Origin of the sequence: Streptomyces sp. NPDC020362 (assembly GCF_040642095.1) — a bacterium.
GTDB lineage: Bacteria > Actinomycetota > Actinomycetes > Streptomycetales > Streptomycetaceae > Streptomyces.
On the sequence record NZ_JBFAET010000077.1, the window covers coordinates 16,820 to 40,292 of the forward strand.

Here is a 23,473-nt window from a genome sequence, read left to right on the forward strand (position 1 = left end):
GGTTGGCTCGCGTTGTGTTTTTTTTTTTTGCTCTACTCAACCTCTTGCCGGCTCCGGGGGGGGGGGGGGGGGGGCCCCCCCGGCCCCCCCCCCCCGCCGGCCTGCCGTGCCCGGACGCCGTCGAGCTCGGCCACCGCCTGCTCGTCGCGGACGGGACGGACCCCGCACCCCCGTGACGAACTGTGGTGCCCATCACATCGATCTCGTGTCACGAACCGGCACGCAGCCTCCATCTGGTGGGTGTCCACAGCGAACCGAGAAGGGCGGAACGATGAGCGCACAGCACACACAGGGCATGGCGGGCCCGCATCGCGTCGTGATCCTGGGGGCGGGTTACGCGGGCATGTCCGCGGCGATCCAGCTCGCGGCGCGGGTCAAGGGCCGCAAGGACGTGCAGGTGACCGTGGTGAACGCGCAGGAGCGCTTCACCGAGCGGATGCGGCTGCACAGCGTGGCGACCGGGCAGCGGCTCGCCGAGCTGAGCATCCCGGACCTGCTGGACGGCACCGGCGCGCACTTCGTGCGCGGCTGGGTCACGGCCGTGGACACCGCCACGAGGACCGTGCGCATCGACGACGACCGGGTCCTGCCCTACGACACTCTGGTGTACGGGCTGGGCGGCACGGCCGACACCTCGGCGGTGCCGGGCAGCGAGGACCACGCGTACACCCTGAACAGCGCCCAGGACGCCGAGTTGCTGGCCGAGCGGCTCGCACGGGTCGGCGGCGGCACGGTGGTGGTCGTCGGCAGCGGGCTGACCGGCATCGAGTCGGCCGCGGAGATCGCCGAGCGGTACCCGGAGCTGAACGTCGTCCTGCTGGGCCGGGGGGAGCCCGGCGCCGCCATGAACCCGAGGGCCAGAGCCTATCTGCACGCCGCGCTCGACCGGCTGGGCGTCCGGGTGCGTACCGGGGCCGAGGTGGTGAAGGTGCTGCCGGACGCGGTCGAGCTGGCCGGCGGCGAGAGCGTCGCGGCCGACGCGGTCCTGTGGACCTGCGGGACGCGGGTGTCGCCGCCGGCGGCCGCCGCCGGGCTGGCCGTCGACGGGCACGGCCGTATCGTCACCGACGCCACGCTGCGGTCGGTGTCCCACCCCGAGGTGTACGCGATCGGCGACGCGGCCGCGATCCGCCAGGGGTACGGCGTCATGCACGGCACCTGCCAGGGCGGCATGCCGACCGGAGTGCACGCCGCGCTGTCCATCGACCGTGTCCTCAAGGGCAAGCGGCCCAAGCCGTTCCGCTTCGGCTACTACCACACGCCGGTGAGCCTGGGACGAGGCGATGCGGTGGTGCAGTTCACCCGCCCCGACGACAGCCCGCGCCGGATCTGCCTGACGGGCCGCACGGCGGTCCGGTACAAGGAGACGGTGACCGCCTCGCCCTGGCCGACCTACGGCCGTATGAAGAAGATGCCCGCCTCGGGCGCGTTCTGGCCCCGCGGGGGTCGCTTCAGCCGCCTTCGGGAGACCCGGTGACCGACCTTTTCGCCCACCACGGCCAGCAGGTCTTCCACGAGCACCGCAGGCTGCTGTTCTCCGTGGCCTACCGCCTCCTCGGCAGCGCGGCCGATGCCGAGGACGCGGTGCAGGACGCCTGGATCAAGTGGTCCGCCGCGGACCGCTCGCAGGTCGCCGACCCCAAGGCGTACCTGACGCGGATCGTCTCGAACCTGGCGCTGGAACGGCTGCGCTCCACCCGGCACAAGCGGGAGGCCTACGTGGGGCCGTGGCTGCCGGAGCCCATCCTCACCGGCGCGGACACCTCCGAGGCCGTCACGGACGCCGAGTCGGTGTCGATGGCGATGCTGGTGGTGCTGGAGACGCTCAGCCCGCTGGAGCGCGCGGTGTTCGTGCTGAAGGAGGTCTTCGACTTCAGCCACGCCGAGATCGCGGAGGCGGTGGAGCGCTCCGAGGCCGCCGTGCGCCAGGCCGCCCACCGCGCCCGTGAGCACGTGCGGGCCCGCCGGCCGCGCTTCGCGGCGGACCGGACGCGGCAGCGCGAGGCGACCGAGCGGTTCTTCGCCGCGGCGACCGGCGGCGACGTCAACGCCCTGATGGAGCTGCTGTCCCCGGACGTCACCCTGTGGACCGACGGCGGCGGCAAGGTCCGCCAGGCCCTGCGGCCGGTCGCGGGCGCGCAGACGGTGGCCTCCTGGTTCGCGGCCATCGGCACCGTCACCTACCAGGGTGTCGAGCCCGCCGACATGCACGCCGAACTCGTCGGGATCAACGGCGGCCCGGGCATCGTGTTCAGGTCCCCGGAGCGCGTGATCGCCACCGTGACCTTCGACTTCGGCCCCGACGGCCGTATCACCGCCGTCCACAACGTGGCCAACCCCGACAAGCTGCAGGCCGTCGCCGGCGGCACCGCCCACGACATCCGGACGAGGTGAGGGGTCCCGCCACCCGGCACGCTGTCGCAAAAGGTCCCTAGCCCGCCGCGTGGGCGGTCGCCACGGCGAACACCGCGGTCACCCACGTCCACAGCACGGAGAGTGCGACGTGCCCCGCCGTCCGCAGCCTGTGGCCCCGCCACAGGCGCGGCGAGAAATAGGCGAACTCCATCACCCAGCGCAGGCCCCAGAACAGCGTCTGCCCGCACAGCAGGACGGTCGGCAGCGGATCGCCGCTCAGCAGCTCCCGGGCGAACACGAGCGGCAGCACGCCGAGCAGCACACAGGTGAGGCCGATGAAGAACACGTGCGCGTAGGAAACCTGCCGGGTCAGCAGGCTGGTGCCGCCGAGGTCCCCGGGCCAGTCCAGGATGCGCGGCAGCACCGCGTGCAGCAGCCCCATGCCGACCAGGGCGACACCGACCAGCCGCAACTGCGCGGTGAGCGTGAGCAGATGGGTCACGCCCGCCCCCGGACGAAGGCGAGCGCCGTGACCAGGCCCGCGATGCGGCGCTCGGCCGCCGGACGCAGCCCGGCGTGCGCGGCCAGCCGGAGCCACTCCGCGCGGGGCAGGAAATGCCAGGCACCCGGCCCGAAGACGGCGGTGTTCGCGCCGTCCCGGAGGTGTTCCACCAGGACCAGGCGACCGCCGGGGCGCAGCACCCGGGCGCACTCCTCGAACAGCCGCTCCCGGTCTTCGGCCCGCCGCAGTTCGTGGGCGGCGAAGACCAGGAACACGGCGTCCACCAGGGCCGGGCGCACCGGAAGGGCATCCGGCCGGCCGGGCAGCGCGTGCCGTGGCGGGGGCACCCGGCGCCGGGCACGGCGCACCGAGCCCTCGGTCATCACGGCCGGGTCGTAGAGGTCGACGGTGATCTGCCGGGAGGCCGGCCAGCGGGCGGCCAGCGGGGCGCTCGCCTCGTCGAGGCCGGTGCCCACCACCAGGTGCACGGAGGGCGCCCGCGCCAGCAGCGCGTCCAGCCAGTCCCAGCCGTACAGTTCGGAGCGGTCGTAGACGAGCCAGCTCGCGGCCGTGGCGGAGGCGAGCAGACCGAGGGCGGCCGCCGATCCCGCGCGGGCCACGGCGCGCAGCGGGTGCGGCAGCCGGCCACGGACGGCGGCGCAGGCCGCCGCGGTGGCCAGGCCGGCGGCGTACTGCGGCCAGTTGTACGCGATCACGTCCCGCACGCCCGAGCGGCGGATCACCGCACACCCCCGCTCACGGTCCGGCGCAGGCCGCGTTCCCAGCCGTACGCCAGGTCGGCGACGTGGAAGGCGTTGGCGAGGACCGGCCGTGTGCCGGTGAACGGGCCGTGGTCGAAGAAGGTCAGGCGGGTCACGTCGACCGAGACCGGCTGCGGGTCCCAATGGGCACGGAACGCCTTGATCACGATCACCGAACGGGTCTGCGGCTCGTACTCGAAGGTGTAGGGGAGCGGGCCGGCGAAGCGCCGGGCGGCGCGCGCGTCCGCGAAGGGGCTGCCCGCGGGCAGCGGCGCGGGCGCGCTGCCCAGGTCCGCCCGCACGTGCAGATCCGCCCGGCCGTCGGCGCTGTCCACGCGGAACTCCAGCGAACCGCCTTCGCACCGGGTGCCGATCCGGGCCGGGCGGTAGTTGTAGCGGGTCAGCAGGTTGCCGCCGAACACCATCAGCCTGCGGTCGGTGTCGCTGCGCAGGATGCGCAGTCCGCGCATGACGCGGCCGCCCGGAGTGCGGAAGCGGGTGAAGACGCGGTACCCGGTGAGCAGGAAGTCCGCCCCGAAACGGGCCGGCAGGGCGGCCGGCCGCAGGGCACGGGTGTCCACCAGCGCGGCCGCCACGAACCCGTGCCCTTCGTAGGTCTCCAGTTCCAGACCCGGCGGGACCAGAGGGTGCAGCACCTCGGCCGGCAGTGCGTACGTCAGGACCAGCGAGTGGGCGAAATGTGTGCGTATCGCCACGGGGTGACGCTGCAGCAGATGTCTCACGGTTCGATCCTCCGGTCCGGGGCGGCGCTCCCGAGGCGCACCACCCGCACCACACCCCACAGCGCCGAACGGTCCTCGGCCGCCCAGCCCGGCCCGCCCGGACCCGGTTCCCGGGCGCTGCGCAGCACCACCACCCCGCCGGGTCGCACCGCGTGCCGCACGGCCGCCCGCAGTCGGCGGGCGAAGTCGGGGCCGGGCCCGTCCAGCACGTTCGAGAGGGTCACCGCGTCGTACCCGCCGCACGGCGCCTGCTCCAACACGTGCACCACATCGCCGTGGACCAGCCGGACGCCCGAGGCCCGCGGCGCCGGGGTGCCCGGCGGCTCCGCGCCCGCCAGCAGCCGCCACAGCCAGGGATTGCACGCATTGGGATGCCGGCTCACCGTCCGCTCCAGGCGCCCCCGCAGCACCTCGTCGAAGCGCGCGGGGACGACGCCGGCGAAGGACGGACGCAGCGCCACCGCCAGGGCTCCGCCGGGCCGCAGCGCGAGGCGCATCAGCCGGCGCAGACCCGGGGTGTCCAGCTCCTCCCGCCAGCGGCGAGCCTGCTCCGCCGGATCGTCCAGGGTCACGAACCCGTGCAGCTCCGGCTGCCGCCACGCGGGCAGCAGGCGCGCCGCGGCGTCCCGGCCCAGCCGCATGACGGTCTCGGCCGTTCCCGTGCGGGTCGCACCGCCGGCCAGCCGGTCGCGCGCGTAGGCGAGCTGCACCGGATTGACGTCGACGGCCGTCACCTCGTACCCCGCCGCGTCCAGGGCCGCCGCCGTGTCCCCCGCCGAGGCGATGCACAGCACCCGTGCGCCCGGCGGCGGGAACACCGCCAGCTCGACGCCCCAGTCCTCGTACATCCGCCCGAAGAGCAGGCGCGGACCACCGCCGACCCCGCCGAGCAGCCGGCCACGCGCCCATGGTGTCCCGCTCACTCGTCCGCCCTCCAGGTCACCGTCCAGATCAGCGCCAGGAAGGCCAGGTCCTGTGTCACCAGCCGTCCCGGCTCCGTGATTTCGCCGGGGCTGAAGAGCAGACCGCCGAAGTTGAACGACACGACCAGCACGGTCTGCACGAGCGCGGCCCACCGTGCCCGCAGCCCGCTCAGCACCCACACGCCGATCGCGACCTCCGCCAGGCCGATCCCGGCGAGCACTCCCGTCACCGCCCAGCCGGGCAGGAACGGCACGTCGCCCACGATCGCCCGCTGGTCCTCGCGCCCCGGCCAGATCTTGCACCAGAACCCCTCGTAGAACCAGACCAGGGCGATCGCCCACCGCGCCGCCCGGACCCGCCATGTCTTCCCCACGGGGTGATCATGCCTGCCGCACCGTGACGAGCGACCCGCACCCCCCTCGTTGCGGTGCGAGGCGTAACGCGCGCCCCGCACCGGTGACGTGCGTCGTGAACACGGCCGCGCAGAAGCCGCACCGCACCACGGAAACCCCGGTCAGCGCCCCTACGCTGGGGCCGTCAGCCCGGGGCCGCGCCGTCGGTCCGTCCGACGAGCGCCGCCAGGAGGAGCCCCCATGGGCTGGACCGCGCAGAGCATCCCCGACCAGACCGGCCGCCTCGCCGTCGTCACCGGCGCCAACAGCGGCCTCGGGTACGTCACCGCCAGGGAACTCGCCCGCCGGGGCGCGCGGGTGGTGCTCGCCTGCCGGAGCGAGGCACGCGGGCGGGACGCCGCGGACCGGCTCGTGGCACAGGTGCCCGGTGCCGAGGTCGAGGTGGAGCGGCTGGACCTCGGGGATCTGGGCTCCGTGCGCGCGTTCGCGCAGCGGCTGTCGTACGACCGGCTCGACCTGCTCGTCAACAACGCGGGCGTGATGGCGCCGCCGTACGGGACGACGGCGGACGGGTTCGAGACACAGTTCGGGGTGAATCATCTCGGCCACTTCGCCCTCACCGGGCTGCTGCTGCCGAGGCTGCTGGCCACCCCGGGCGCCCGCGTCGTGACCGTCTCCAGCATGCTGCACGCGCTCGCCAACATCGACCCGGACGACTTCAACAGCGAGCACCGCTACCGGCGTTGGATCGCCTACGCCCGCTCCAAGACCGCCAACCTCCTCTTCACCCACGAGCTGGCGCGCAGGCTGGCCGCCCACGGCGGCGATGTCGTCGCGGCCGCCGCGCACCCGGGGTACGCCGCCACCAACCTCCAGACCGCCGGGCCGCGTGCCGAGGGGCGGCGCGGCGCCGAGCGGATGATGGAGCTGGGCAACCGGGTCCTCGCCCAGCCGGCCGAGGCGGGCGCCCTGCCCACGCTGTACGCGGCGACGGCACCGGGTGTGCGGCCGGACTCCTTCCACGGGCCGTCCTTCGCGATGTGGCGCGGTGCGCCCGCGCCGTCCTGGCGGGCCCCATGGACGCTCAACGACGCTGCGGCGCACAGGCTTTGGGACCTCTCGGTGCGGCTGAGCGGCGTGGACTGCACGGACCTCGGGGCTGACGCGAGCCCGCACCACAGGGTCTGACACACGGCCGCAACGCCCCTTTCGTAATCCCGGCGCATGGTTGATCGTTGGGCCGTGCATCGACGGCGAACGTCAGGGGGCACACGATGACGAGCATCAGCCGCAGGACGCTGCTGGCAGCAGGCGCGGGAGCCGGACTGCTCACGGCGTGCGGATCGAACACCGGGCGGGGCGGCGGTGACGAGGGCGGAGGACCGGGGCCGAAACTCTCGCAGTGGTACCACCAGTACGGCGAGCCCGGCACCGAGCAGGCCGTCCAGAGCTACGCCGCCGCCTACAAGAAGGCGCACGTCACCGTGCAGTGGCGGCCCGGCAACTACGACCAGCAGACCGCCGCGGCCCTGCTCACCGACTCGGGGCCCGACGTCTTCGAGGTCAACGGGCCCACGCTCGACCAGATCCGGGCCGGCCAGGTCGTCGACCTCACCGATCTCCTCCACGGTGTCAAGGACGACTTCAATCCGGCCGTGCTCACGCCCAAGACCTACGACGGGAAGATCTGGGGCATCCCCCAGGTCATCGACATGCAGCTCCTCTACTACCGCAAGAGCCTGCTCGCGGACGCCGGGGTCCGGCCGCCCACCTCCCTGGACGCCCTGGTCGACGCCGCCGCGAAGCTCACCACCCGCAAGGTCAAGGGGCTGTTCCTCGGCAACGACGGGGGCGCCGGTGTCCTCGGCGGAACACCCCTGTACGCCGCCGGACTTCAGCTGGTCACCGAGGACGGCAAGGTCGGCTTCGACGATCCCGCGGCCGCCCGCACCCTCGCCAAGCTGCACCGGCTGTACGCCGACAAGTCCCTCCTCCTCGGCGCCCCCGCCGACTGGTCCGACCCCTCCGCCTTCCTCCAGGGCCTGACCGCCATGCAGTGGTCCGGGCTGTGGGCGCTGCCCCAGGTGCAGAAGGAACTCGGCGACGACTTCGGGGTGCTTCCCTTCCCGCAGGACGGCCCGCACGGCCGGCCCTCGGTGCCCGTCGGCGCGTACGCCGCCGCCGTCAGCGCACGCAGCAGTCACCGGCAGGCCGCCAAGGAGTACGTGAAGTGGCTGTGGGTCGAACGCACCGACCACCAGGAGGACTTCGCGCTCTCCTACGGCTTCCACATCCCGGCCCGGATCTCCCTCGCCCGGAAGGCCGCCAGGCTGAAGACGGGCGCGGCCGCCGACGCCGTCCGCTTCACCACCGAGCACGGCTGTGCCCAGCCCCTGCTGTGGACCCCGGCCGCCCAGACCGCCTACCAGGACGCGCTCAGCCGGATCATCAAGAGCGGTGCCAGTCCCGACAGTGAGCTGCGGGCCGTCGTACGGAAGGTGTCGGCCGAGCTCGACCGTGTGAAGAAGAAGCCGTGAGCAGGCGCAACGCCCTCTGGTTCTGGATCTTCGTCGGGCCCTTCGCCCTCGGACTCGCCCTGTTCACCTACGTCCCGCTGCTGTGGAGCGTGGCGCTCAGCTTCTTCGACGCGCACAACACCGTCACGCCCACGCACTTCGTCGGGCTGGACAACTACACGGCGATGCTGAAGGACGACGCGTTCGTCGACAGTCTGAAGACCTTCCTCGTCTTCACCGCCTTCATCGTGCCCGCCACCTACGTCTTCTCGCTCGCCCTCGCCCTGATGGTCAACCGCCTGGAGCGCGCGCGGGCCTTCTTCCGGTCCGTGTTCTTCCTGCCCGCCGCGTGCAGTTACGTCGTCGCGGCGCTCGTGTGGAAGATGTCCCTGTTCAACGGGGTGCGGTTCGGGCTCGCCAACACCGTGCTGGGGTGGTTCGGCGGCGATCCCGTCGCCTGGCTGTCCACCACCGACCCGCCCTGGTACTGGCTGGTCATCGTCACTGTACGGCTGTGGCTCCAGGCCGGTTTCTACATGATCCTGTTCCTCGCCGGGCTCCAGCGGATCGACCCGGTGCTGTACGAGGCGGCCGCCGTGGACGGGGCCCGGCCCGGCTGGACCGTGCTGCGGCACATCACCCTGCCCCAGCTGCGGGCCACCTCGGTCGCGGTGGTGCTGCTCCTCGTCATCAACGCCTTCCAGGCCTTCGACGAGTTCTACAACCTGCTCTCCGACGCGCGGGGCTATCCGCCCTACGCCCGGCCGCCGCTGGTCTACCTCTACTACACGGCCCTCGGGCAGGGGCAGAACCTGGGGCTCGGCAGCGCGGGAGCGGTGATCCTCGCGCTGGTCATCGCCGTCGTCACGGTGGGCCAGGCGCGGTGGCTGAGGCCGGGAAGGACGGACGCCGATGGATGACGCCCTGGTACGGGCCGGGCGGGCCCTGCGGCTGGTGCTGCTGATCGCGCTCGCGCTGCTCTTCCTGATCCCCTTCTATCTGCTGGTCCGCAACGGCCTGTCGAGCGAACAGGACATCACCTCGCCCCAATGGACCTTCTTCCCGGGCGAGTTGAGGTGGGGGAACGTCCGGGAGCTGTTCGAGGACCCCTCCGTCCCCTTCGCCCGCTCCCTCCTCAACAGTGCGCTGATCGCCGTCGCGACCACGCTCGGCACCCTGCTGCTCGCCTCCCTCGCGGGCTACGGCCTCGCCCGCATCCCCTACCGGCATGCGAACAAGGTCTTCTACGGCATCCTCGCCACCCTGCTGGCCCCGGCCGCCGTGACGTTCGTACCGAGTTTCGTGCTGGTGTCGACGCTGGGCTGGATCTCCACGCTCCGCGGGCTGATCGTCCCGACCCTGTTCCCGGCGTTCGCCTGCTTCGTCTTCCGGCAGTACTTCCTGGGCTTTCCCCGGGAGCTGGAGGACGCGGCGCAGGTCGACGGGCTCGGCCACTGGCGCACGTACTGGCTGGTCGTCGTGCCGAACGCCCGGCCGGTGTTCGCGGCCGTCGGGACCATCGTGTTCCTCGGCGCGTGGAACTCCTTCCTGTGGCCCCTGGTCATCGGGCAGGACCAGAGCGCCTGGACGGTGCAGGTGGCGCTGTCGTCCTTCACCACGTCCCAGGTGATCCGCCTGCACGAGCTGTTCGTCGCCGCGGCCGTGTCCGTCCTGCCGCTGCTGCTGGTCTTCCTGTGCTTCCAGCGGTGGATCGTGGCGGGCGTGGAGCGGTCGGGGATCGACTGAGGCATCGCTGTCCGGACGCACGGACGCACGGACGCACGGACGGACAGGCGGTCGGCCGAACGGCGGCCCGAACGGCGGGCGGTCGCGGCGAAGGCCTGCGCCGTAGGTTGGGTGAATGACGACAACCGCATCACAGGAAGCATTTCTGCAGGCGTTCCATGCCGAGTACCCGGCGGTGACCGCGGAGGCGTTCGGCCGCGGCCGTGCTCCGGACGGCCGGTCCAGCTACGAGATCCTGCGCGACCGGGTGGCCGGACACCGGCGCGTGCTGGACCTCGGCTGCGGTGACGGCCTCCTGCTCGAGCTCCTGGCCCGCCGGGACGGGCGACAGCTCGCGGGGGTGGACCTGTCTCCGCATTCTCTGGCGCTGGCACGCCGCCGGCCGGGGCTCCTCGGAGCGAGGCTGGAAGAGGGACGGGCACAGGAACTGCCCTTCGCCGACGACAGTTTCGACGCCTGCGTCTCCCACCTGGCGCTGATGCTGATGAGCGAGATCGAGCAGGTCGCGGCCGAGGTCGCCCGGGTGCTGTCACCCGGAGGGGTTCTGGCCTGCGCACTGGGAGGCGGGGCCGTCGGCGGTGAGGCCTATGAACGGTTCATCGGCCTGTTGCGGAACAGGATCGAGCGGATGCCGGCCTCGCAGCGCATCCCGGCGCTGGGGGACCGGAGGACCCGCAGTCGCGAGGGGCTCGACGAGGTGCTCGGCCCGGCGGGCTTCACCGCGGTGGACTGGGAGACGGTTCCCGTCGATCTCAGTGGTCCGGTGGAGCGGGTGTGGGCCGCTGTCTCCGGTCTCTACGACCTCGGCCCGCTCGACGGGGCGGCCGTGGAGCGGTTGCGCGAGGCCTTCTTCGCCGAGGTGGAGGACCTGACGACGCCGGAGGGGATCGTCCCCTGCGGGTTCAGGATCAACGTCGCGACCGCGCGACTGCGGTGACGCCGTTTCTCCCGGAGTGATCCCGCTGGGGGACGCTGCTCACAGCGAGCCGCCGCTGTCCACCACCAGGTCGGTGCCGACCAGGGAGGCCGCGTCGTCGGAGGCCAGGTAGAGGACGGCGGCGGCGACCTCCTCGGTGGCGGAGATCCGGCCGAGCGGGAGCGTGGCCCTCGCGCGTTCGGTCCGGCCCTGCTCCGTCTCGCCGGGGCGCAGGGACATGGAGGTGGCGGTGGCGCCGGGACTGACCACGTTGATGCGGACGCCGTCGCCGATGTGGTCCAGGGCGGCGCCCCGGCTGAGGGCGGTCACGGCGGCCTTGGTGGCGGAGTAGGCGGCGGCTCCGGCGGAGGTCGTGTGCAGGCCGAACGTGGAGGACACATTGACGATCGCGCCGCCCGAGGCCTGGGTGCGCATCTGGCGGATCTGCGCCTGGAGGGCCAGGTGGACGCCGGTGACGTTGGTCGCGAGCTGGGTGTGCCAGTCGTCCTCCGGCAGGTCGGCCAGCGGCCGTCCGCCCCGGAAGACGCCGGCGTTGTTGACGGCCACGTCGAGCGAGCCGATGGGGGTCCCCCCGCCCGAGCGAAGCCGAGGGTGGGGGAGTTCGACGGCGGCCCGGACCAGCGCCTGCGCATCCGCGGCACGGGAGACGTCGGCGGTCACCGCGAGAGCCTTGCCACCCTGCTCCTCGATGAGCAGGACGGTCTCGTCCAGCGGCTCCCGCCTGCGCCCGGCGACGACGACCCGGGCGCCCTCCGCCGCGAGCGCGCGGGCGACGGCCCGTCCGATGCCGGAACCGGCGCCGGTGACGAGGGCGGTCCTGCCGGCGAAACGGTTGGTGGTCATGATCTCCCCTTTTTCTAGACCGATCGGTTCAGTATGAGGGCATGAAAAACGCCCCTCGGTGCAGGGGCGTGTCAGTCGAGCAGCGCCAGGGCCTGCTCCGCCGCGTCCCGGACCCGGGCCGGGTCCGCGGACGCCTTGCCGACCACCCGCAGACCCTGCATCAGCACCAGCAGCATGCGGGCGAGGGTGAGCGGGTCACGGCCGGCGGGCAGCTCGCCCTGGGCCCGGCCGCGCACGAGCGTCGAGTGCAGCACGGTCTCGACATGGTCCCAGTTGCGCTCGACCTGCCGTGCGGCGGCCGGATCGTGCGGGGCCAGCTCGGCCGCCGTGTTGGTGACCAGGCAGCCGTGCCTGCGCAGTTGCTCGTCGGCGGCCTCGGCGGCGAACCGCCGTACGACCGCTCGTACGGCGGGCAGGGCGGGGCCGGGCCGGGACAGCTCGTGCACGATCCGGGTCAGGCCCGACCGCTCGTAGCGGTCGAGCGCCTTCAGGTACAGCTCGTGCTTGTTCCCGAAGGTCGCGTACAGGCTCGCCCTGCCGATGCCCAGGTGCTCCACCAGGTCGGCCATCGACGTCGCCTCGTAGCCGCGCCGCCAGAACAGCTCCAGGGCTGACTGCAGCGCGGCGTCCGGGTCGAATTCCTTGGTCCTGGCCACGAGGAGCAGCCTAGTTATATCTGGAACGATCGGTCAAGATCGGCTGTTATGCCGCCCGCACCTCGTACGTGGCGATGCGCACCGACCCGTCGTCCAGGCACTGCCCGGTCGCGAGGTCGAAGCGCTGCTTGAGCAGCGGGGACGCCACGAACGGGCGGCCCTGCAGGCTGCCGGTCAGGCCGCGGGAGAGGACGGCCGCGCCGCCGAACGGGTCGCGGTTGTCGATCGCGTACAGGCTGCCGGCGCGGTCGCGGAAGAGGGCGACCTGGCTGCCGTCGGGCAGCAGCGCCGCCATACCGCGGCCGGGGAGCAGCCGGCTCAGGTCGCAGACCGTGAACCAGTCTTCCCCCAGCTGGAGCTGGACCTTCAGGTCGGTTGTCTCGGGTGCCAGGGTCATCGCTGGGCGCTTCCTTCCAGTGCGTCTTCCAGTGGGCGGCGGCCGATGGCGAGCAGCGGCAGATCGGGCTTCATCTGGTCCCGCTCGGGGACGAAGGCCACCACCGGGTCCGGGGTGTCCGGAGCGTTCACGAAGGACACGAACCGGGCCAGCTTCTCGGGGTCGTTGATGGTCTCGGCCCACTCGTCGCGGTAGTGCGCGACATGCGTGGCCATCAGGGACTCCAGCTCCTCGCAGATGCCGAGAGAGTCCTCCACGACCACCTCGCGCACATGGTCCAGGCCGCCCGGAATCCGCTCCAGCCAGGTCGAGGTGCGCTCCAGCCGGTCGGCGGTGCGGATGTAGAACATCAGGAACCGGTCGATCAGCCGCACCAGTTCGGCGTCGGAGAGATCCTGGGCCAGCAGGTCCGCGTGGCGCGGGGTGGCGCCGCCGTTGCCGCCGACGTACAGGTTCCAGCCGTTGGAGGTGGCGATGACGCCGAAGTCCTTCGACTGGGCCTCCGCGCACTCGCGGGCGCAGCCGGAGACGGCGGACTTGAGCTTGTGGGGAGACCTCAGCCCCCGGTAGCGCAGCTCCAGGTCGATCGCCATGCGCACCGAGTCCTGGACGCCGTAGCGGCACCAGGTCTGCCCGACGCAGGACTTCACCGTGCGCAGCGACTTGCCGTAGGCGTGCCCGGACTCGAAGCCGGCGTCCACCAGGCGCGTCCAGATCAGCGGGAGCTGTTCCACGCGGGCGCCGAACATGTCGATCCGCTGACCGCCGGTGATCTTCGTGTAGAGGCCGAAGTCCCGGGCGATCTCGCCGATCACGATCAGCTTCTCGGGCGCGATCTCCCCGCCGGGGATGCGCGGCACGACCGAGTACGAGCCGTTCTTCTGCAGGTTGGCGAGGAAGTGGTCGTTGGTGTCCTGGAGGGCTGCCTGCTCGCCGTCGAGGACATAGCCGCTCGCGCCGATCGTCGGGGCGAGCGAGGCGAGGACCGAGGCCACGGCCGGCTTGCAGACCTCGCAGCCGTCGCCGCCCCGGGCGCCCTCGCGGCCGTGGCGGTCCAGCAGGTCCTGGTACGAGGTGATGCGCAGGGCCAGGACGATCTCGTACAGCTCCTCGCGGGTCTGCGCGAAGCATCCGCACAGGCCCTTGTCGACCTCGACGCCGGACGCCTCCAGCTCGGCGGTGACCAGCTGGCCGAGCACCTTCACGCAGCTGCCGCAGCCGGTACCGGCCTTGGTGCACTTCTTCACCTCGGGCACGGTGGTGCACCGGTGCTCGGTGACCGCGCCGCGGATCGTGCCCTTGCTGACGTTGTGGCAGGAGCAGATGATCGCCTCGTCCGGGAGGGCGGACGGGCCGAGCTGGGCCCCCGAGCCGGCTCCGGCGGGCAGGACGAGCGACTCGGGGGAGACGGGGGGCACCGAACCGGTCAGTGCGCGCAGGGTGCCGTAGGCCTCGGCGTCGCCGACCAGGATGCCGCCGAGCAGCGTGCCGTCCCGGCCGATGACCAGCTTCTTGTACAGGCCCGCGCGGGAGTCGGAGTAGACGACGTCGAGGCAGTCCTCGGTCGTGCCGTGCGCGTCACCGAAGGAGGCCACGTCCACCCCGAGCAGCTTCAGCTTGGTGGACAGGTCGGCACCCGTGAAGGAGGCCTCGTCGGCGGCGATGGTGGCCGCGACGGTCTCCGCCTGCTCGTAGCCCGGGGCGACCAGACCGTAGACCCGGCCGTCCGCGGCCAGCGCGCACTCGCCGATCGCGAACACGTGCGGATCGATGACCGTACGGCACTGCTCGTCGACGGTGATGCCGCCGCGCTCGCCGACCGCCAGGCCCGAGTCGCGGGCCAGCTGGTCGCGGGGGCGGACGCCGGCGCTGAACACCACCATGTCGGTGGCGAGTTCGGAGCCGTCGGACAGCTTCATGCCGGTGACTGCGCCGTCCGGGCCCACCACGATCTCCTGCGTGCCCACGCCGGTGTGCACGCTCAGGCCCATGTCCTCGATGGTGCGCAGCAGCGCAGCGCCGCCGCCTTCGTCGACCTGGACGGGCATCAGCCGGGGCGCGAACTCCACGATGTGGGCGTCGAGCCCGAGACCCTTCAGTGCGCCCGCGGCCTCCAGGCCGAGCAGACCGCCGCCGACCACCGCACCCGTCACGGCCTTCGCCTTCGCGTACGCCTCGATCGCGAGCAGGTCCTCGATCGTGCGGTAGACGAAACAGCCCTCGGCGTCCTTGTGGGGGACGGGCGGCACAAAGGGGTAGGAGCCGGTGGCGAGGACGAGGGTGTCGTACGCGAAGACCTGGCCGGACCTGGCCGTGACCTGCTTCGCCGCGCGGTCGATCGTCTCCGCGGGGTCGCCGACGTGCAGCTCGATGCCGTGCGTCTCGATGAACTCCATGTCGGTCATGGAGAGTTCCTCGGGCGTCCGGCCCGAGAAGTACGAGGTGAGGGCGACGCGGTCGTACGCGGGACGCGGCTCCTCGCACAGCACGACCACGCGGTGCGTGGCGGTCAGGCCGCGCTCGGCGAGCGCTTCGAGGAAGCGCTGGCCGACCATGCCGTGGCCGACGAGCACGATCGTGGGGGTGGCCCCCGGGGTGGCGGTCATTCAGGAGCCTCCATCGTTGGTGAGCAGGTGGAGCAGAGGGCCGTCGTCGGGGAGCGGCTCTGCTCCCTCCCAGGCGCGGGCGAGGGCGCCGACGGTGCCGAGTTCGCCGACCAGGACCCCGCCGACCAGGCGGTCGTCGCGGACGACGACCTTGCGGTACGTGCCCCTGGTCGCGTCGGCGAGCTGCACGACGTCGTCGCCGGGGCGGGCCTCGGTCTCACCGAACGCGGCGAGGTCGAAGGGGGAACCGGGGCCGGTGAGGGTCAGCCGGGTCAGGGAACGGGTGCCGGTGTAGCGGGCGTTCGCGTCGCCCGCGAGGAACGCGGCGAGGGCGTCGGCCTGTTCGAGGGCCGGGGCGGCGAGGCCGTAGACCGTGCCGTCGTGCTGGGCGCAGTCGCCGACGGCGTGGATGTGCGGGTCCGAGGTGCGCAGCTCGTCGTCCACGAGCACGCCCTTGCGCACGGCGAGTCCCGCCTGCACCGCCAGACCCGTGCGCGGCCGCACCCCGCAGGCCAGGACCACGAGGTCGGCGTCGAGCGCGTAGCCGTCGGCCAGCTCCACCGAGCGGACCGCACCGCCGACCGAGCGCACGTCGCGCACCCGGCACTCGGTGTGCACCTCGACGCCCAGGTCCTTCAGGTGCCGCAGCACCAGCCGGGAGGCGTTCGGGTCGAGCTGGCGCTCCATGAGCCGCTCGGCCTGCTGGGCGAGCACCACCTGCGCGCCGCGCACCGCGAGCGCCCGGGCCGCGGAGACCCCGAGCAGCCCGCCGCCGACGACGACCGCCCGCACGCCCGGACGTACCGCCTTGGACAGCCCCAGGCAGTCGTCCATCGTGCGGAACGCGTGGATGCCCTCGGGGAGTTGGTGGTCGGGAGCGAACAGGCCGCGCAGCGGCGGCAGCACGGGGTTGGAGCCGGTGGCCAGCACCAGGGTGTCGTATGCGATCGACGAACCGTCGGCGCAGTCCAGCCGCCGTGCCGTGCGGTCGATGCCGGTGACCTGGGTGCGTACCAGGCCGTCGGGCGCGGGGAGGGAGATCACCTCCGGCGCGAACCGGCCGGCCAGCACCTCGGCGAGCAGGACCCGGTTGTAGGGCCGGTGCTCCTCCTCGCCGACGAGCAGGGCGGGCATGCCCAGTTCGCCGAGCCGCCGGGCGAGCCGTACGCCCGCGAGGCCGGCGCCGATCACCACCACACGCGTATTCGAGGTCATGCATCGCAGCGTGCGGCCCCGACGTTACCCGGCCGCATCACCCCTGTTTCTCACGGGGAACGCTGCCCTCAGCGGGGGCGGGCCGGGGGTGTGAGGGACCTGGGCGCGCGGCCGGGGAGGGCTGTGAGGTGCGGTTTCCCGGGGAGCACCGCCCCGGCGGGGAGGTGCGGGTGCACCAGGGTCGGCGGCCGCCGCTGAGATGCACTCGGGTCGGCGGCTGCCGGTGAGATGCACTCGGGTCGGCGGCTGCCGGTGAGGTGCGTCGGGGTCGGCAGCTGCCGGTGGGGTGCCGCCGCACCGGGGTCAGCGGCCGCCGGTGAGGTGGGCGAAGACCACCACGTTGCCCTGGTAGCCGGTGGCCCTCGAATAGCCGCCGCCGCAGGTGATGACCCGCAACTCGGGGCGCGCGGCCGCGCCGTACACCTTCTCGTCGGGGAAGTTCCGGGCCGCGTACACCTCCACCGCGTCCACGGTGAACACGGCCACGGAGCCGTCCTGGCGGTCGACCTCGATGACGGCGCCGCGCTTCAGGGCACCGAGGTCGTAGAAGACGGCCGGTCCCTCCGTGTTGTCGACATGGCCCGCGACGATCGCGGTGCCCGTCTCGCCGGGCAACGTTCCGGCCTCGTACCAGCCGGCGAGGTTCTTCTCCTTGGCGGGCGGCACGTCCAGGCTCCCGGTGCGGGTGAGGGCGAGACCCATCAGCGGGGCGTTCACACGGATCGCCGGAATGCGGATGCGGGTGGGCGGCGACGGCTCCAGCGCGGGGGACGTGAGCCGCTCCTCGCCGGGCTCGGGCCGGCCCTCGGCGGCCGACGGCTGCGGCGGCGCATGCGTCCCGGAGCCGGCGCCGAGCAGCCACACCGCCGAGCCGAGGGCCACGACGGTGACGGCGGCTATCGCGGTGTCCCCGATCCTGCGCATACCGACCCCTCTCCCGGAGACGGACTCCCCCTGACGGTCGGACCCCCAGCCCCCTCCGGGCCGCGAGGGGCATCGGACCCGGAGGGGGCGGGGCTGTGCGGTACCGGCGGACGGACAGCGGAGGGTGTCCGTCAGATCCCGTCGCCTCTCGCCCGGCGATGCAGGAGCCAGGTACCGCCCGCGGCGGCGACGGCCAGCGCCGTCACGCCCGCCGCGGTCTGCACGGGGTCGGTGCCGAGTGCGCCGCCGACCCCCGTCTTCACGCTTCCCCGCGGCTGCACCTGCTCGTGCACCGCGTTCAACGCCACCACCAGGTCCCCCGCCACCTGCTTGGTGCCCTCCGCGCACTTCGCGACGATCTCGTACGTGCCCGGCTGCGCGCTCGGCGGCACCCGGAACTGGCCGATCGCCTCGCCCTCGTGCGCGCTGGGCGCCAGCGTGAAGGTCCCGGCGCCGACCGCGCCCGCGTCCCCGAGCGCCGCGCCCTTGTTCCCGCACGCCGCCGTGTTCACCGTGACCTGGGTGCCCGGCACCGTGGTGGACGGGTACACCTGCAGGGCGTCGGCGAGGGCGCCGAAGGAGCGCGCCGGTGTCGAGCGCGCGAGCGGCCGCAGGCCGGCAGGGCGGAGCGCGGCCGTGGTCCCGGCACCGGCCGGAGCGTTCCGGAGGCGAGCCGTGTCGGGCGCCGAGGTGCCGCCGTAGGCCGGTGCCGCGGCGAGACCCGCCGCGGCCACGGCGAGTGCGGTACCGGTCAGCAGGCGGGCGGTGCGTCGCATGGTGCTCCCAGAGCTTGTCCGACTCGTTCATCCGACTCGTTCAGGGGGCGCGCCCCCTGCCCTTCCGAGGTAAGTGGCACTCGGCCGGTACCGCTTCCTGAAACACCGTCAGGAATGTGGTGAACGGGTGGCGCCCGCGACCCCCGCACGGCCTAGCCGCGTCGCGTTCCGGCAGGTCATGGGCGTGGGCGACGGCGGCGGCGAAGAGAACACGAATGGAGCGCCGCCGCCGGTGAACGGGTGACCGCCCCGCACCCGGCACGCGCGCCCCCGGGCCGCCCCTCGGCTCGCGCCGATCGTGTGTCCCGCACTCGCCGCCCGCCGCCCGGCGGCGGTGGCGAGCACGGCGCACGCGGGCAGCCGCAGGCGGAGGGACGGCTTCATGCGCACGACCGTCGCACCGCTTGGTCACGGAGACCGGGAGACCGGGCAACAGGGGTCGAGAAATGCGGTGGATCCGAGGGGATCGGGACGCAGGGCCCGGGACTAATGCGGAAGTCGCAGGGCCAGTCCGTCGAGCACGATCTCCAGGGCGTACCGGAACTTTGCCTCGCGGAACTCGGCGGGGTCCTCGGTCGCCGCTCCGGCCTCGGTGTAGGAGTCGGCGAGATGGTCGTGGGCCGCCGCGGCCTGCTGGGCGGCGGGCAGCAGCCGGGCGATGAAGCCGGCCTCGGTCTCGCCGGAGCGCGCGACCGTGGTGAGCCATGCGGCCTCGGTGGTGCTCATGCCGATCGTGTAGGACAGCACCGCGTCGATCGCCCCGCTGGGCTCGGGGAAGCCGATCGCGGTGAAGAGCGCGGCGAGCCGCTCGGAGAAGGCCATCAGGTTCGGTCCGAGGTAGGCGAGGCCGGCCTGGCCCAGCACCGAGGACACCCACGGGTGCCGTAGCGCCGTCGCGCGGAAGGAGACCGCCGCCTCGGTGACGGCGGCCCGCCAGTCGGGGCTGTCCGCGGGCGGTACGCGGATCTCGGCGGCGACCTCGTCCACGGCCAGCTCCATCAGCTCGTCCTTGGTGGCGACGTGCCGGTAGAGAGAGGTCGCGCCGGCGTTCAGGCGGGCCGCGAGCTTGCGCATGCTCAGCGCCTCGATGCCGTCCGTGTCCAGCATGGCGATCGCCTCGCGGACGATCGCGGCCCGGCTGAGTGCCGGCTGGTCCGGCTCGGGCTGCCGGCGTGCCCAGACGGAGGGGATGGGGGCGGGCTTCGCCGCCGGCTTCGGGTCCGGCTTCGGCTCGGGCTTCGCCGTCGGCTTCGGGTCCGGCTTCGAACTCGCGTGGGCGGCCATGGCGCTCCTCGGGGCTCTCGGGGGTGTTCGTGCGTACATCGTGCGCAGCCAGCGTACAGCGAACAAGGGTTGCGCACACTGTTCCGCCATGCGTACAGTGTTCGCATTGCTAGGAACGGTGTTCGCAACCCGGGAGCACCGTTCGCATCCTCCTTGTCCCCTGTGCGCAGTCCGGTGCAGCCGAAAGGAAAATCCCGATGGAAACCCGCAACCCACGTCGCTGGTGGATCCTCGTCGTGCTGTGCCTGAGCACGCTGGTCCTGGTGATCGACAGCATGGCGCTCACCGTGGCGGTGCCCTCGATGACCGAGGACCTCGGCGCGAGCGCCCAGGACGTCCAGTGGATCCTCGACTCCTACGTCCTGGTCTTCGCCGGCCTGCTGCTCACCTCCGGCAGCCTCGGCGACCGCTTCGGCCGCCGGAAGGTGATGCTGATCGGTCTGCTGCTCTTCGGCGTCGCCTCACTGGCGGGGACGTTCGCCGCCGACCCGGGTCAGGTCATCGCCCTGCGGGTCGCGATGGGCGTCGGCGGGGCGCTGATCATGCCGTCCACCCTCTCCATCCTCATCACCGTCTTCGACGAGGAGGAGCGCGGCAGGGCGATGGCGGCGTGGGGTTCGGTGTCGATGCTCGGCCTGGTCGGCAGCCCGGTGCTGGGCGGGGTGCTGGTCGACCACTTCTCCTGGCACTCGATCTTCTTCCTCAACGTCCCCGTGGTCGCGCTGGCCGTCCTCGCCGGCGTGACCCTGATGCCGGAGTCGAAGGCCCCCTGGCAGAAGGCCGATCCGCTGGGTGCGGTGCTGTCCGCCGCCGGGATGACCGCACTGGTCTGGTGGATCATCGAGATCCCGCAGCACGGCGCCTTCGGCAGCCGTTCCCTGGTCGTCCTGGCCGTCGCGGTCCTCGCGCTCGCCGCCTTCGTGGTCCGGGAGAACGTCACCGAGTCCCCGATGGTCCCGCTGGCCCTCTTCAAGCACCGCAACTTCACCGGTGGTTCGCTCTCCCTGGCCCTGGTCCAGATCGGCAACGGCGGCCTGCTGCTGGTCCTCACCCAGTACCTGCAGTTCGTCCTCGGCTACTCGGCGATCAAGGCGGGCCTGGCCTTCCTGCCGCTGGCCGTGACCGCGATCGTCGGAAACACCGCGGGCGTGAAGGTGGCCGCAAAGATCGGCAACCGCGTCGTGATCCTGGCCGGCATGCTGATCATGGTGGCCTGCTTCGCCCTGCTGACCACGGTCGACGCGGGTTCCGGCCTCACCGTCCCGGCGATCGCCCTCGGCCTCCTCGGCCTCGGCGCCGGTGCGGCCATGCCGGCGGCGGTCGGCGCCCTGATGGGCACCATCCCGGCGGACAAGGCGGGCGTCGGCTCGGCCCTCAACGACACCGTCCAGCAGGCCGGTACCGCCCTCGGCATCGCGATCCTCGGCTCGCTGCTCTCCAGCGGCTACACCGACCGGATGCCCGCCGACGCCCCCGCCCAGGCCCGCCAGTCCATCGCCGGCGCCGTCGCCGCGGCCCACCCGGGCCTCCTCGGCAGCGCCCGCGAGGCCTTCACCTCGTCGATGTCCACCACCTTCGCGCTCAGCGCGGTCGGGGTTCTGGGGGCGGCGGTGCTGGCGGCGGTGGTGATGCGGGACACCGGGCCGGAGCAGTCCGACGAATCCCCGGCCCAGGAGCCTGAGTTGGCGGCCTGACCGGAGCGCACAACCAGAAGGCCGGTGCCTGAACAGGCACCGGCCTCGTGGCGTTCCGGGGGCTCAGTTCACGTTCACCGCACTCCACGCCGCAGCCACCGCGTTGTACTCCGTGCTGCCCGCGCCGTAGAGGTCCTTGGCCGCGTTGAGGGTGGCCGTGCGGGCGCCCTTGTAGTTCGTGGAGGACGTCATGTAGACCGTCAGCGCCCGGTACCAGATCTTGCCGACCTTGTCCCGGCCGATGCCGGTGACCGTCGAGCCGTTGTACGTCGGCGAGTCGTAGTTCACCCCGTTGATGGTCTTCGCGCCGCTGCCCTCCGCGAGGAGGTAGGCGAAGTGGTTGGCGACGCCCGAGGAGTAGTGGACGTCGAGGTTGCCGACCGAACTGCTCCAGTAGTCCGCCGAGTTGCCGTCCTTGGACGGCTTGTCCATGAAGCGCAGGGCGGGCTTGCCGAAGCCGGACTTCACGATCTCCTCGCCGATGAGGTAGTCACCGGGGTCGGAGGGGTTGTTCGCGTACCACTCGACCATCGTGCCGAGGATGTCCGAGGTGGCCTCGTTGAGCCCGCCGGACTCGCCCGAGTAGGTCAGCGCGGCCGTCTTCGACGTCACCCCGTGGGTCATCTCGTGCCCGGCCACGTCCAGCGCGACCAGCGGACCGAAGGTGGTGCCGTCACCGTCGCCGTAGGTCATGCAGAAGCAGCTGTCGTCCCAGAAGGCGTTGTTGTAGTTGCTGCCGTAGTGGACGCGGTTGTACGAGCCCTTGCCGTCGCCGGCGATGCCGCTGCGGCCCTGGACGTTCTTGTAGTAGTCCCAGGTCTCGTTGGTGCCGTACTGGGCGTCGACGGCGGCCGAGGAACGGTCGGAGTTGCTGCCCGTGCCCCAGTGGTTGTCGGCGTCCGTGAACAGGGTCGCGGGGGCCCGGACGAAGCAGATGCCGAAGAAGCACAGGTCGGTCTTGTTCTCCGCGTCACCGGTGTAGGTGTTGCCGCGGGTCGGGTCCTTGAGCTGGTACGACGATCCGGACTGGGTCGTCTCCAGCGGTACGGTCCCGCTGTACAGCGACTTGCCGTCGCCGGTGGCCGTCTCGATGCTGTCCCAGGCGTCGATCTGGGCGCCGGTGCGGGCGTCGGTCAGCACGGTGCGGGCGACCGGGTTGCCGAGCGAGTCCTGGCCGACGGCGTTGGTCCGCCAGGCCAGCTTCGGGGTGCCGTGCAGGGCGTCGACGACCAGCTCCGGCTTGGCCCTGACGCTTTTCAGCGTCTCGCCGAGGTTGACGGCGCGCAGGGCGTTGACCGCGAGGTCGGCGGCCCTGGGGCCCGACACCTTGGGGATGATCGAGGCCAGGGATATGGGGTTCCTCGTCGCCCGGTTCGCGCTGCGGTAGGCGCCGTCCGGGGCCAGGTGGACCACGAAGTCCCCGCCGAGCACGGGGAGTCGGTGGTAGGTGCGGTCGTAGCGGACGTGCTGGGTGCCGTCCTTGTCCACGATGACGTCGCGGACGCTGGTGTCCTGGGCGGAGGTCAGGCCCAGGCTCGCGGCGTGTGCCAGGAGGGCCGAGGCGGCGTTCTCGACGGCGCCGGCACGGGTCGGTCTGCCGTCGGCGTGGGCGGCGGGGGAGAGCGTCGCCGCGAGCAGGGTGGCGGTGGTGACGGCGACGCCGGCGGCGGCGAGACGACGGGATCCTCGGACGTGCTGACGTATCCGGCTCATCTGTCTCCTTGGGGGAGGCGCCTGTGAGGCGTGGGGGTGGCGCTGATACCGCCAGAGATTTAAGGGCCCCTGGCATGTCATGTCCATAGCGGGCACATGGAGATGTGCAAGGGGATGTGTGAGGGGTCGACGGGGGTGAAGAATCGTTCCTGTGATCACTCCGGCGCCCTGGGACCCGCTGCCCTTCTTCGTCTACGGCACCCTCCGCCCCGGCGAGGCGAACCACGACCTGTTCCTGCGCGGCCGCATCCGGACCGAGGAGCCCGGCCGCCTTACGGGCGCGGTGCTCTACGACGGCCCCGGCTATCCGTACGCCGTCGAGGAACCCGGAGCCGAGGAGATCAGCGGCGAGCTGGTCACCGCGCTCCCGCAGACGTACGCCCCCCTGCTCGCGGAACTCGACCGGCTGGAGGAGTACGCGCCGGGCGACCCGCGGAACCTGTACGAACGCGTCGCCCGGGACGTCGTACGGGCCGACGGCACGCCCGTGCGGGCCTGGGTGTACCTCGCCGCCCCCGCCGTCGCCGC

At 72.5% G+C, this 23,473-nt stretch carries 23 protein-coding genes; 9 read left to right on the forward strand and 14 right to left on the reverse strand.

Annotated features, from left to right (window positions below):
- Positions 1 to 271 precede the first annotated feature (271 nt).
- Both AB0H32_RS25390 and AB0H32_RS25395 read left to right on the forward strand, forming a co-directional pair.
- A complete protein-coding gene (locus tag AB0H32_RS25390) occupies positions 272 to 1,477 on the forward strand; it encodes an FAD-dependent oxidoreductase (RefSeq protein WP_361124604.1) in 1,206 nt (401 codons plus the stop codon).
- Complete coding sequence (locus AB0H32_RS25395) at positions 1,474 to 2,394, forward strand: RNA polymerase sigma-70 factor (RefSeq protein ID WP_361124605.1); 921 nt, start codon at positions 1,474 to 1,476, stop codon at positions 2,392 to 2,394. Before AB0H32_RS25390 ends, AB0H32_RS25395 begins: the two co-directional genes overlap by 4 nt.
- A 37-nt stretch (positions 2,395 to 2,431) precedes the next feature.
- Here AB0H32_RS25395 and AB0H32_RS25400 read toward each other — a convergent pair whose 3' ends face one another.
- From AB0H32_RS25400 to AB0H32_RS25420, 5 genes are read right to left on the reverse strand one after another with little or no spacing between them, the layout of a single operon-like run.
- The gene (locus AB0H32_RS25400) at positions 2,432 to 2,857 is read right to left on the reverse strand and encodes a hypothetical protein (RefSeq protein WP_361124607.1); all 426 of its coding nucleotides are present in this window, start codon (positions 2,855 to 2,857) and stop codon (positions 2,432 to 2,434) included.
- Positions 2,854 to 3,600: a methyltransferase domain-containing protein gene (locus AB0H32_RS25405; RefSeq protein ID WP_361124609.1), complete on the reverse strand. Its 747-nt coding sequence runs from the start codon at positions 3,598 to 3,600 to the stop codon at positions 2,854 to 2,856. Before AB0H32_RS25405 ends, AB0H32_RS25400 begins: the two co-directional genes overlap by 4 nt.
- The gene (locus AB0H32_RS25410) at positions 3,597 to 4,334 is read right to left on the reverse strand and encodes a DUF2071 domain-containing protein (protein WP_361124610.1); all 738 of its coding nucleotides are present in this window, start codon (positions 4,332 to 4,334) and stop codon (positions 3,597 to 3,599) included. The genes AB0H32_RS25405 and AB0H32_RS25410 overlap by 4 nt, the downstream gene beginning before the upstream one ends.
- A gap of 23 nt (positions 4,335 to 4,357) precedes the next feature.
- Positions 4,358 to 5,284: a hypothetical protein gene (locus AB0H32_RS25415; protein ID WP_361124612.1), complete on the reverse strand. Its 927-nt coding sequence runs from the start codon at positions 5,282 to 5,284 to the stop codon at positions 4,358 to 4,360.
- Positions 5,281 to 5,658, reverse strand: coding sequence for a DoxX-like family protein (locus tag AB0H32_RS25420; protein WP_361124614.1), 378 nt, complete (start codon positions 5,656 to 5,658; stop codon positions 5,281 to 5,283). The genes AB0H32_RS25415 and AB0H32_RS25420 overlap by 4 nt, the downstream gene beginning before the upstream one ends.
- 220 nt (positions 5,659 to 5,878) lie before the next feature.
- Between AB0H32_RS25420 and AB0H32_RS25425 the strand changes: the two genes are divergently transcribed.
- The 5 genes from AB0H32_RS25425 to AB0H32_RS25445 all read left to right on the forward strand — a co-directional run bounded on the left by AB0H32_RS25425 (position 5,879) and on the right by AB0H32_RS25445 (position 10,837).
- The gene (locus tag AB0H32_RS25425) at positions 5,879 to 6,826 is read left to right on the forward strand and encodes an oxidoreductase (RefSeq protein ID WP_361124616.1); all 948 of its coding nucleotides are present in this window, start codon (positions 5,879 to 5,881) and stop codon (positions 6,824 to 6,826) included.
- 86 nt (positions 6,827 to 6,912) lie between these two features.
- Positions 6,913 to 8,175 (forward strand): sugar ABC transporter substrate-binding protein, encoded by a 1,263-nt coding sequence (locus tag AB0H32_RS25430; protein ID WP_361124618.1) that lies wholly within the window; start codon positions 6,913 to 6,915, stop codon positions 8,173 to 8,175.
- Positions 8,172 to 9,074 (forward strand): sugar ABC transporter permease, encoded by a 903-nt coding sequence (locus AB0H32_RS25435; protein ID WP_361124620.1) that lies wholly within the window; start codon positions 8,172 to 8,174, stop codon positions 9,072 to 9,074. The genes AB0H32_RS25430 and AB0H32_RS25435 overlap by 4 nt, the downstream gene beginning before the upstream one ends.
- Positions 9,067 to 9,900 carry a carbohydrate ABC transporter permease gene (locus AB0H32_RS25440; RefSeq protein WP_361124622.1) on the forward strand — a complete coding sequence of 278 codons (834 nt, stop codon included), beginning with the start codon at positions 9,067 to 9,069 and terminating at the stop codon, positions 9,898 to 9,900. Before AB0H32_RS25435 ends, AB0H32_RS25440 begins: the two co-directional genes overlap by 8 nt.
- Before the next feature lie 115 nt (positions 9,901 to 10,015).
- Complete coding sequence (locus AB0H32_RS25445; protein WP_361124624.1) at positions 10,016 to 10,837, forward strand: methyltransferase domain-containing protein; 822 nt, start codon at positions 10,016 to 10,018, stop codon at positions 10,835 to 10,837.
- 39 nt (positions 10,838 to 10,876) lie between these two features.
- Here AB0H32_RS25445 and AB0H32_RS25450 read toward each other — a convergent pair whose 3' ends face one another.
- The 8 genes from AB0H32_RS25450 to AB0H32_RS25485 all read right to left on the reverse strand — a co-directional run bounded on the left by AB0H32_RS25450 (position 10,877) and on the right by AB0H32_RS25485 (position 19,538).
- A complete protein-coding gene (locus AB0H32_RS25450; RefSeq protein WP_361124626.1) occupies positions 10,877 to 11,680 on the reverse strand; it encodes an SDR family oxidoreductase in 804 nt (267 codons plus the stop codon).
- A gap of 71 nt (positions 11,681 to 11,751) precedes the next feature.
- Positions 11,752 to 12,336, reverse strand: a complete 585-nt coding sequence (locus AB0H32_RS25455) for a TetR/AcrR family transcriptional regulator (RefSeq protein WP_361124628.1) — start codon at positions 12,334 to 12,336, stop codon at positions 11,752 to 11,754.
- Between the two features lie 46 nt (positions 12,337 to 12,382).
- Positions 12,383 to 12,733, reverse strand: a complete 351-nt coding sequence (gene nirD, locus AB0H32_RS25460; protein ID WP_361124630.1) for a nitrite reductase small subunit NirD — start codon at positions 12,731 to 12,733, stop codon at positions 12,383 to 12,385.
- Positions 12,730 to 15,339, reverse strand: coding sequence for a nitrite reductase large subunit NirB (gene nirB, locus AB0H32_RS25465; protein WP_361124632.1), 2,610 nt, complete (start codon positions 15,337 to 15,339; stop codon positions 12,730 to 12,732). The genes nirD and nirB overlap by 4 nt, the downstream gene beginning before the upstream one ends.
- Complete coding sequence (locus tag AB0H32_RS25470) at positions 15,340 to 16,554, reverse strand: FAD-dependent oxidoreductase (RefSeq protein WP_361124634.1); 1,215 nt, start codon at positions 16,552 to 16,554, stop codon at positions 15,340 to 15,342. It abuts the gene before it with no gap.
- A gap of 303 nt (positions 16,555 to 16,857) precedes the next feature.
- Positions 16,858 to 17,478 (reverse strand): class F sortase, encoded by a 621-nt coding sequence (locus AB0H32_RS25475; protein ID WP_361124636.1) that lies wholly within the window; start codon positions 17,476 to 17,478, stop codon positions 16,858 to 16,860.
- A gap of 131 nt (positions 17,479 to 17,609) precedes the next feature.
- Entirely contained in the window at positions 17,610 to 18,254 is a 645-nt protein-coding gene (locus tag AB0H32_RS25480) for a hypothetical protein (protein ID WP_361124638.1), read from the reverse strand.
- Between the two features lie 486 nt (positions 18,255 to 18,740).
- Positions 18,741 to 19,538 (reverse strand): TetR/AcrR family transcriptional regulator C-terminal domain-containing protein, encoded by a 798-nt coding sequence (locus AB0H32_RS25485; RefSeq protein WP_361124639.1) that lies wholly within the window; start codon positions 19,536 to 19,538, stop codon positions 18,741 to 18,743.
- 197 nt (positions 19,539 to 19,735) lie between these two features.
- Here AB0H32_RS25485 and AB0H32_RS25490 point away from each other — a divergent pair, with 197 nt between their 5' ends.
- Positions 19,736 to 21,232, forward strand: a complete 1,497-nt coding sequence (locus AB0H32_RS25490) for an MFS transporter (RefSeq protein ID WP_361124641.1) — start codon at positions 19,736 to 19,738, stop codon at positions 21,230 to 21,232.
- Between the two features lie 63 nt (positions 21,233 to 21,295).
- Here the strand turns inward: AB0H32_RS25490 and AB0H32_RS25495 are convergent, their stop codons facing one another.
- Positions 21,296 to 22,945 carry a M4 family metallopeptidase gene (locus tag AB0H32_RS25495; RefSeq protein ID WP_361124643.1) on the reverse strand — a complete coding sequence of 550 codons (1,650 nt, stop codon included), beginning with the start codon at positions 22,943 to 22,945 and terminating at the stop codon, positions 21,296 to 21,298.
- Between the two features lie 154 nt (positions 22,946 to 23,099).
- Between AB0H32_RS25495 and AB0H32_RS25500 the strand changes: the two genes are divergently transcribed.
- A partial coding sequence (locus tag AB0H32_RS25500; protein ID WP_361124644.1) for a gamma-glutamylcyclotransferase family protein occupies positions 23,100 to 23,473 on the forward strand: 374 nt, incomplete at its 3' end.

Excerpts from the sequence above, each read along its gene's own strand:
- AB0H32_RS25390 (WP_361124604.1), top strand. The coding sequence starts at position 272 with ATGAGCGCACAGCACACACAGGGCATGGCGGGCCCGCATCGCGTCGTG.
- AB0H32_RS25425 (WP_361124616.1), top strand. The coding sequence starts at position 5,879 with ATGGGCTGGACCGCGCAGAGCATCCCCGACCAGACCGGCCGCCTCGCC.
- AB0H32_RS25430 (WP_361124618.1), top strand. The coding sequence starts at position 6,913 with ATGACGAGCATCAGCCGCAGGACGCTGCTGGCAGCAGGCGCGGGAGCC.
- AB0H32_RS25440 (WP_361124622.1), top strand. The coding sequence starts at position 9,067 with ATGGATGACGCCCTGGTACGGGCCGGGCGGGCCCTGCGGCTGGTGCTG.
- AB0H32_RS25445 (WP_361124624.1), top strand. The coding sequence starts at position 10,016 with ATGACGACAACCGCATCACAGGAAGCATTTCTGCAGGCGTTCCATGCC.
- AB0H32_RS25450 (WP_361124626.1), bottom strand. The coding sequence starts at position 11,680 with ATGACCACCAACCGTTTCGCCGGCAGGACCGCCCTCGTCACCGGCGCC.
- nirD (WP_361124630.1), bottom strand. The coding sequence starts at position 12,733 with ATGACCCTGGCACCCGAGACAACCGACCTGAAGGTCCAGCTCCAGCTG.
- nirB (WP_361124632.1), bottom strand. The coding sequence starts at position 15,339 with ATGACCGCCACCCCGGGGGCCACCCCCACGATCGTGCTCGTCGGCCAC.
- AB0H32_RS25470 (WP_361124634.1), bottom strand. The coding sequence starts at position 16,554 with ATGACCTCGAATACGCGTGTGGTGGTGATCGGCGCCGGCCTCGCGGGC.
- AB0H32_RS25475 (WP_361124636.1), bottom strand. The coding sequence starts at position 17,478 with ATGCGCAGGATCGGGGACACCGCGATAGCCGCCGTCACCGTCGTGGCC.
- AB0H32_RS25480 (WP_361124638.1), bottom strand. The coding sequence starts at position 18,254 with ATGCGACGCACCGCCCGCCTGCTGACCGGTACCGCACTCGCCGTGGCC.
- AB0H32_RS25485 (WP_361124639.1), bottom strand. The coding sequence starts at position 19,538 with ATGGCCGCCCACGCGAGTTCGAAGCCGGACCCGAAGCCGACGGCGAAG.
- AB0H32_RS25490 (WP_361124641.1), top strand. The coding sequence starts at position 19,736 with ATGGAAACCCGCAACCCACGTCGCTGGTGGATCCTCGTCGTGCTGTGC.
- AB0H32_RS25495 (WP_361124643.1), bottom strand. The coding sequence starts at position 22,945 with ATGAGCCGGATACGTCAGCACGTCCGAGGATCCCGTCGTCTCGCCGCC.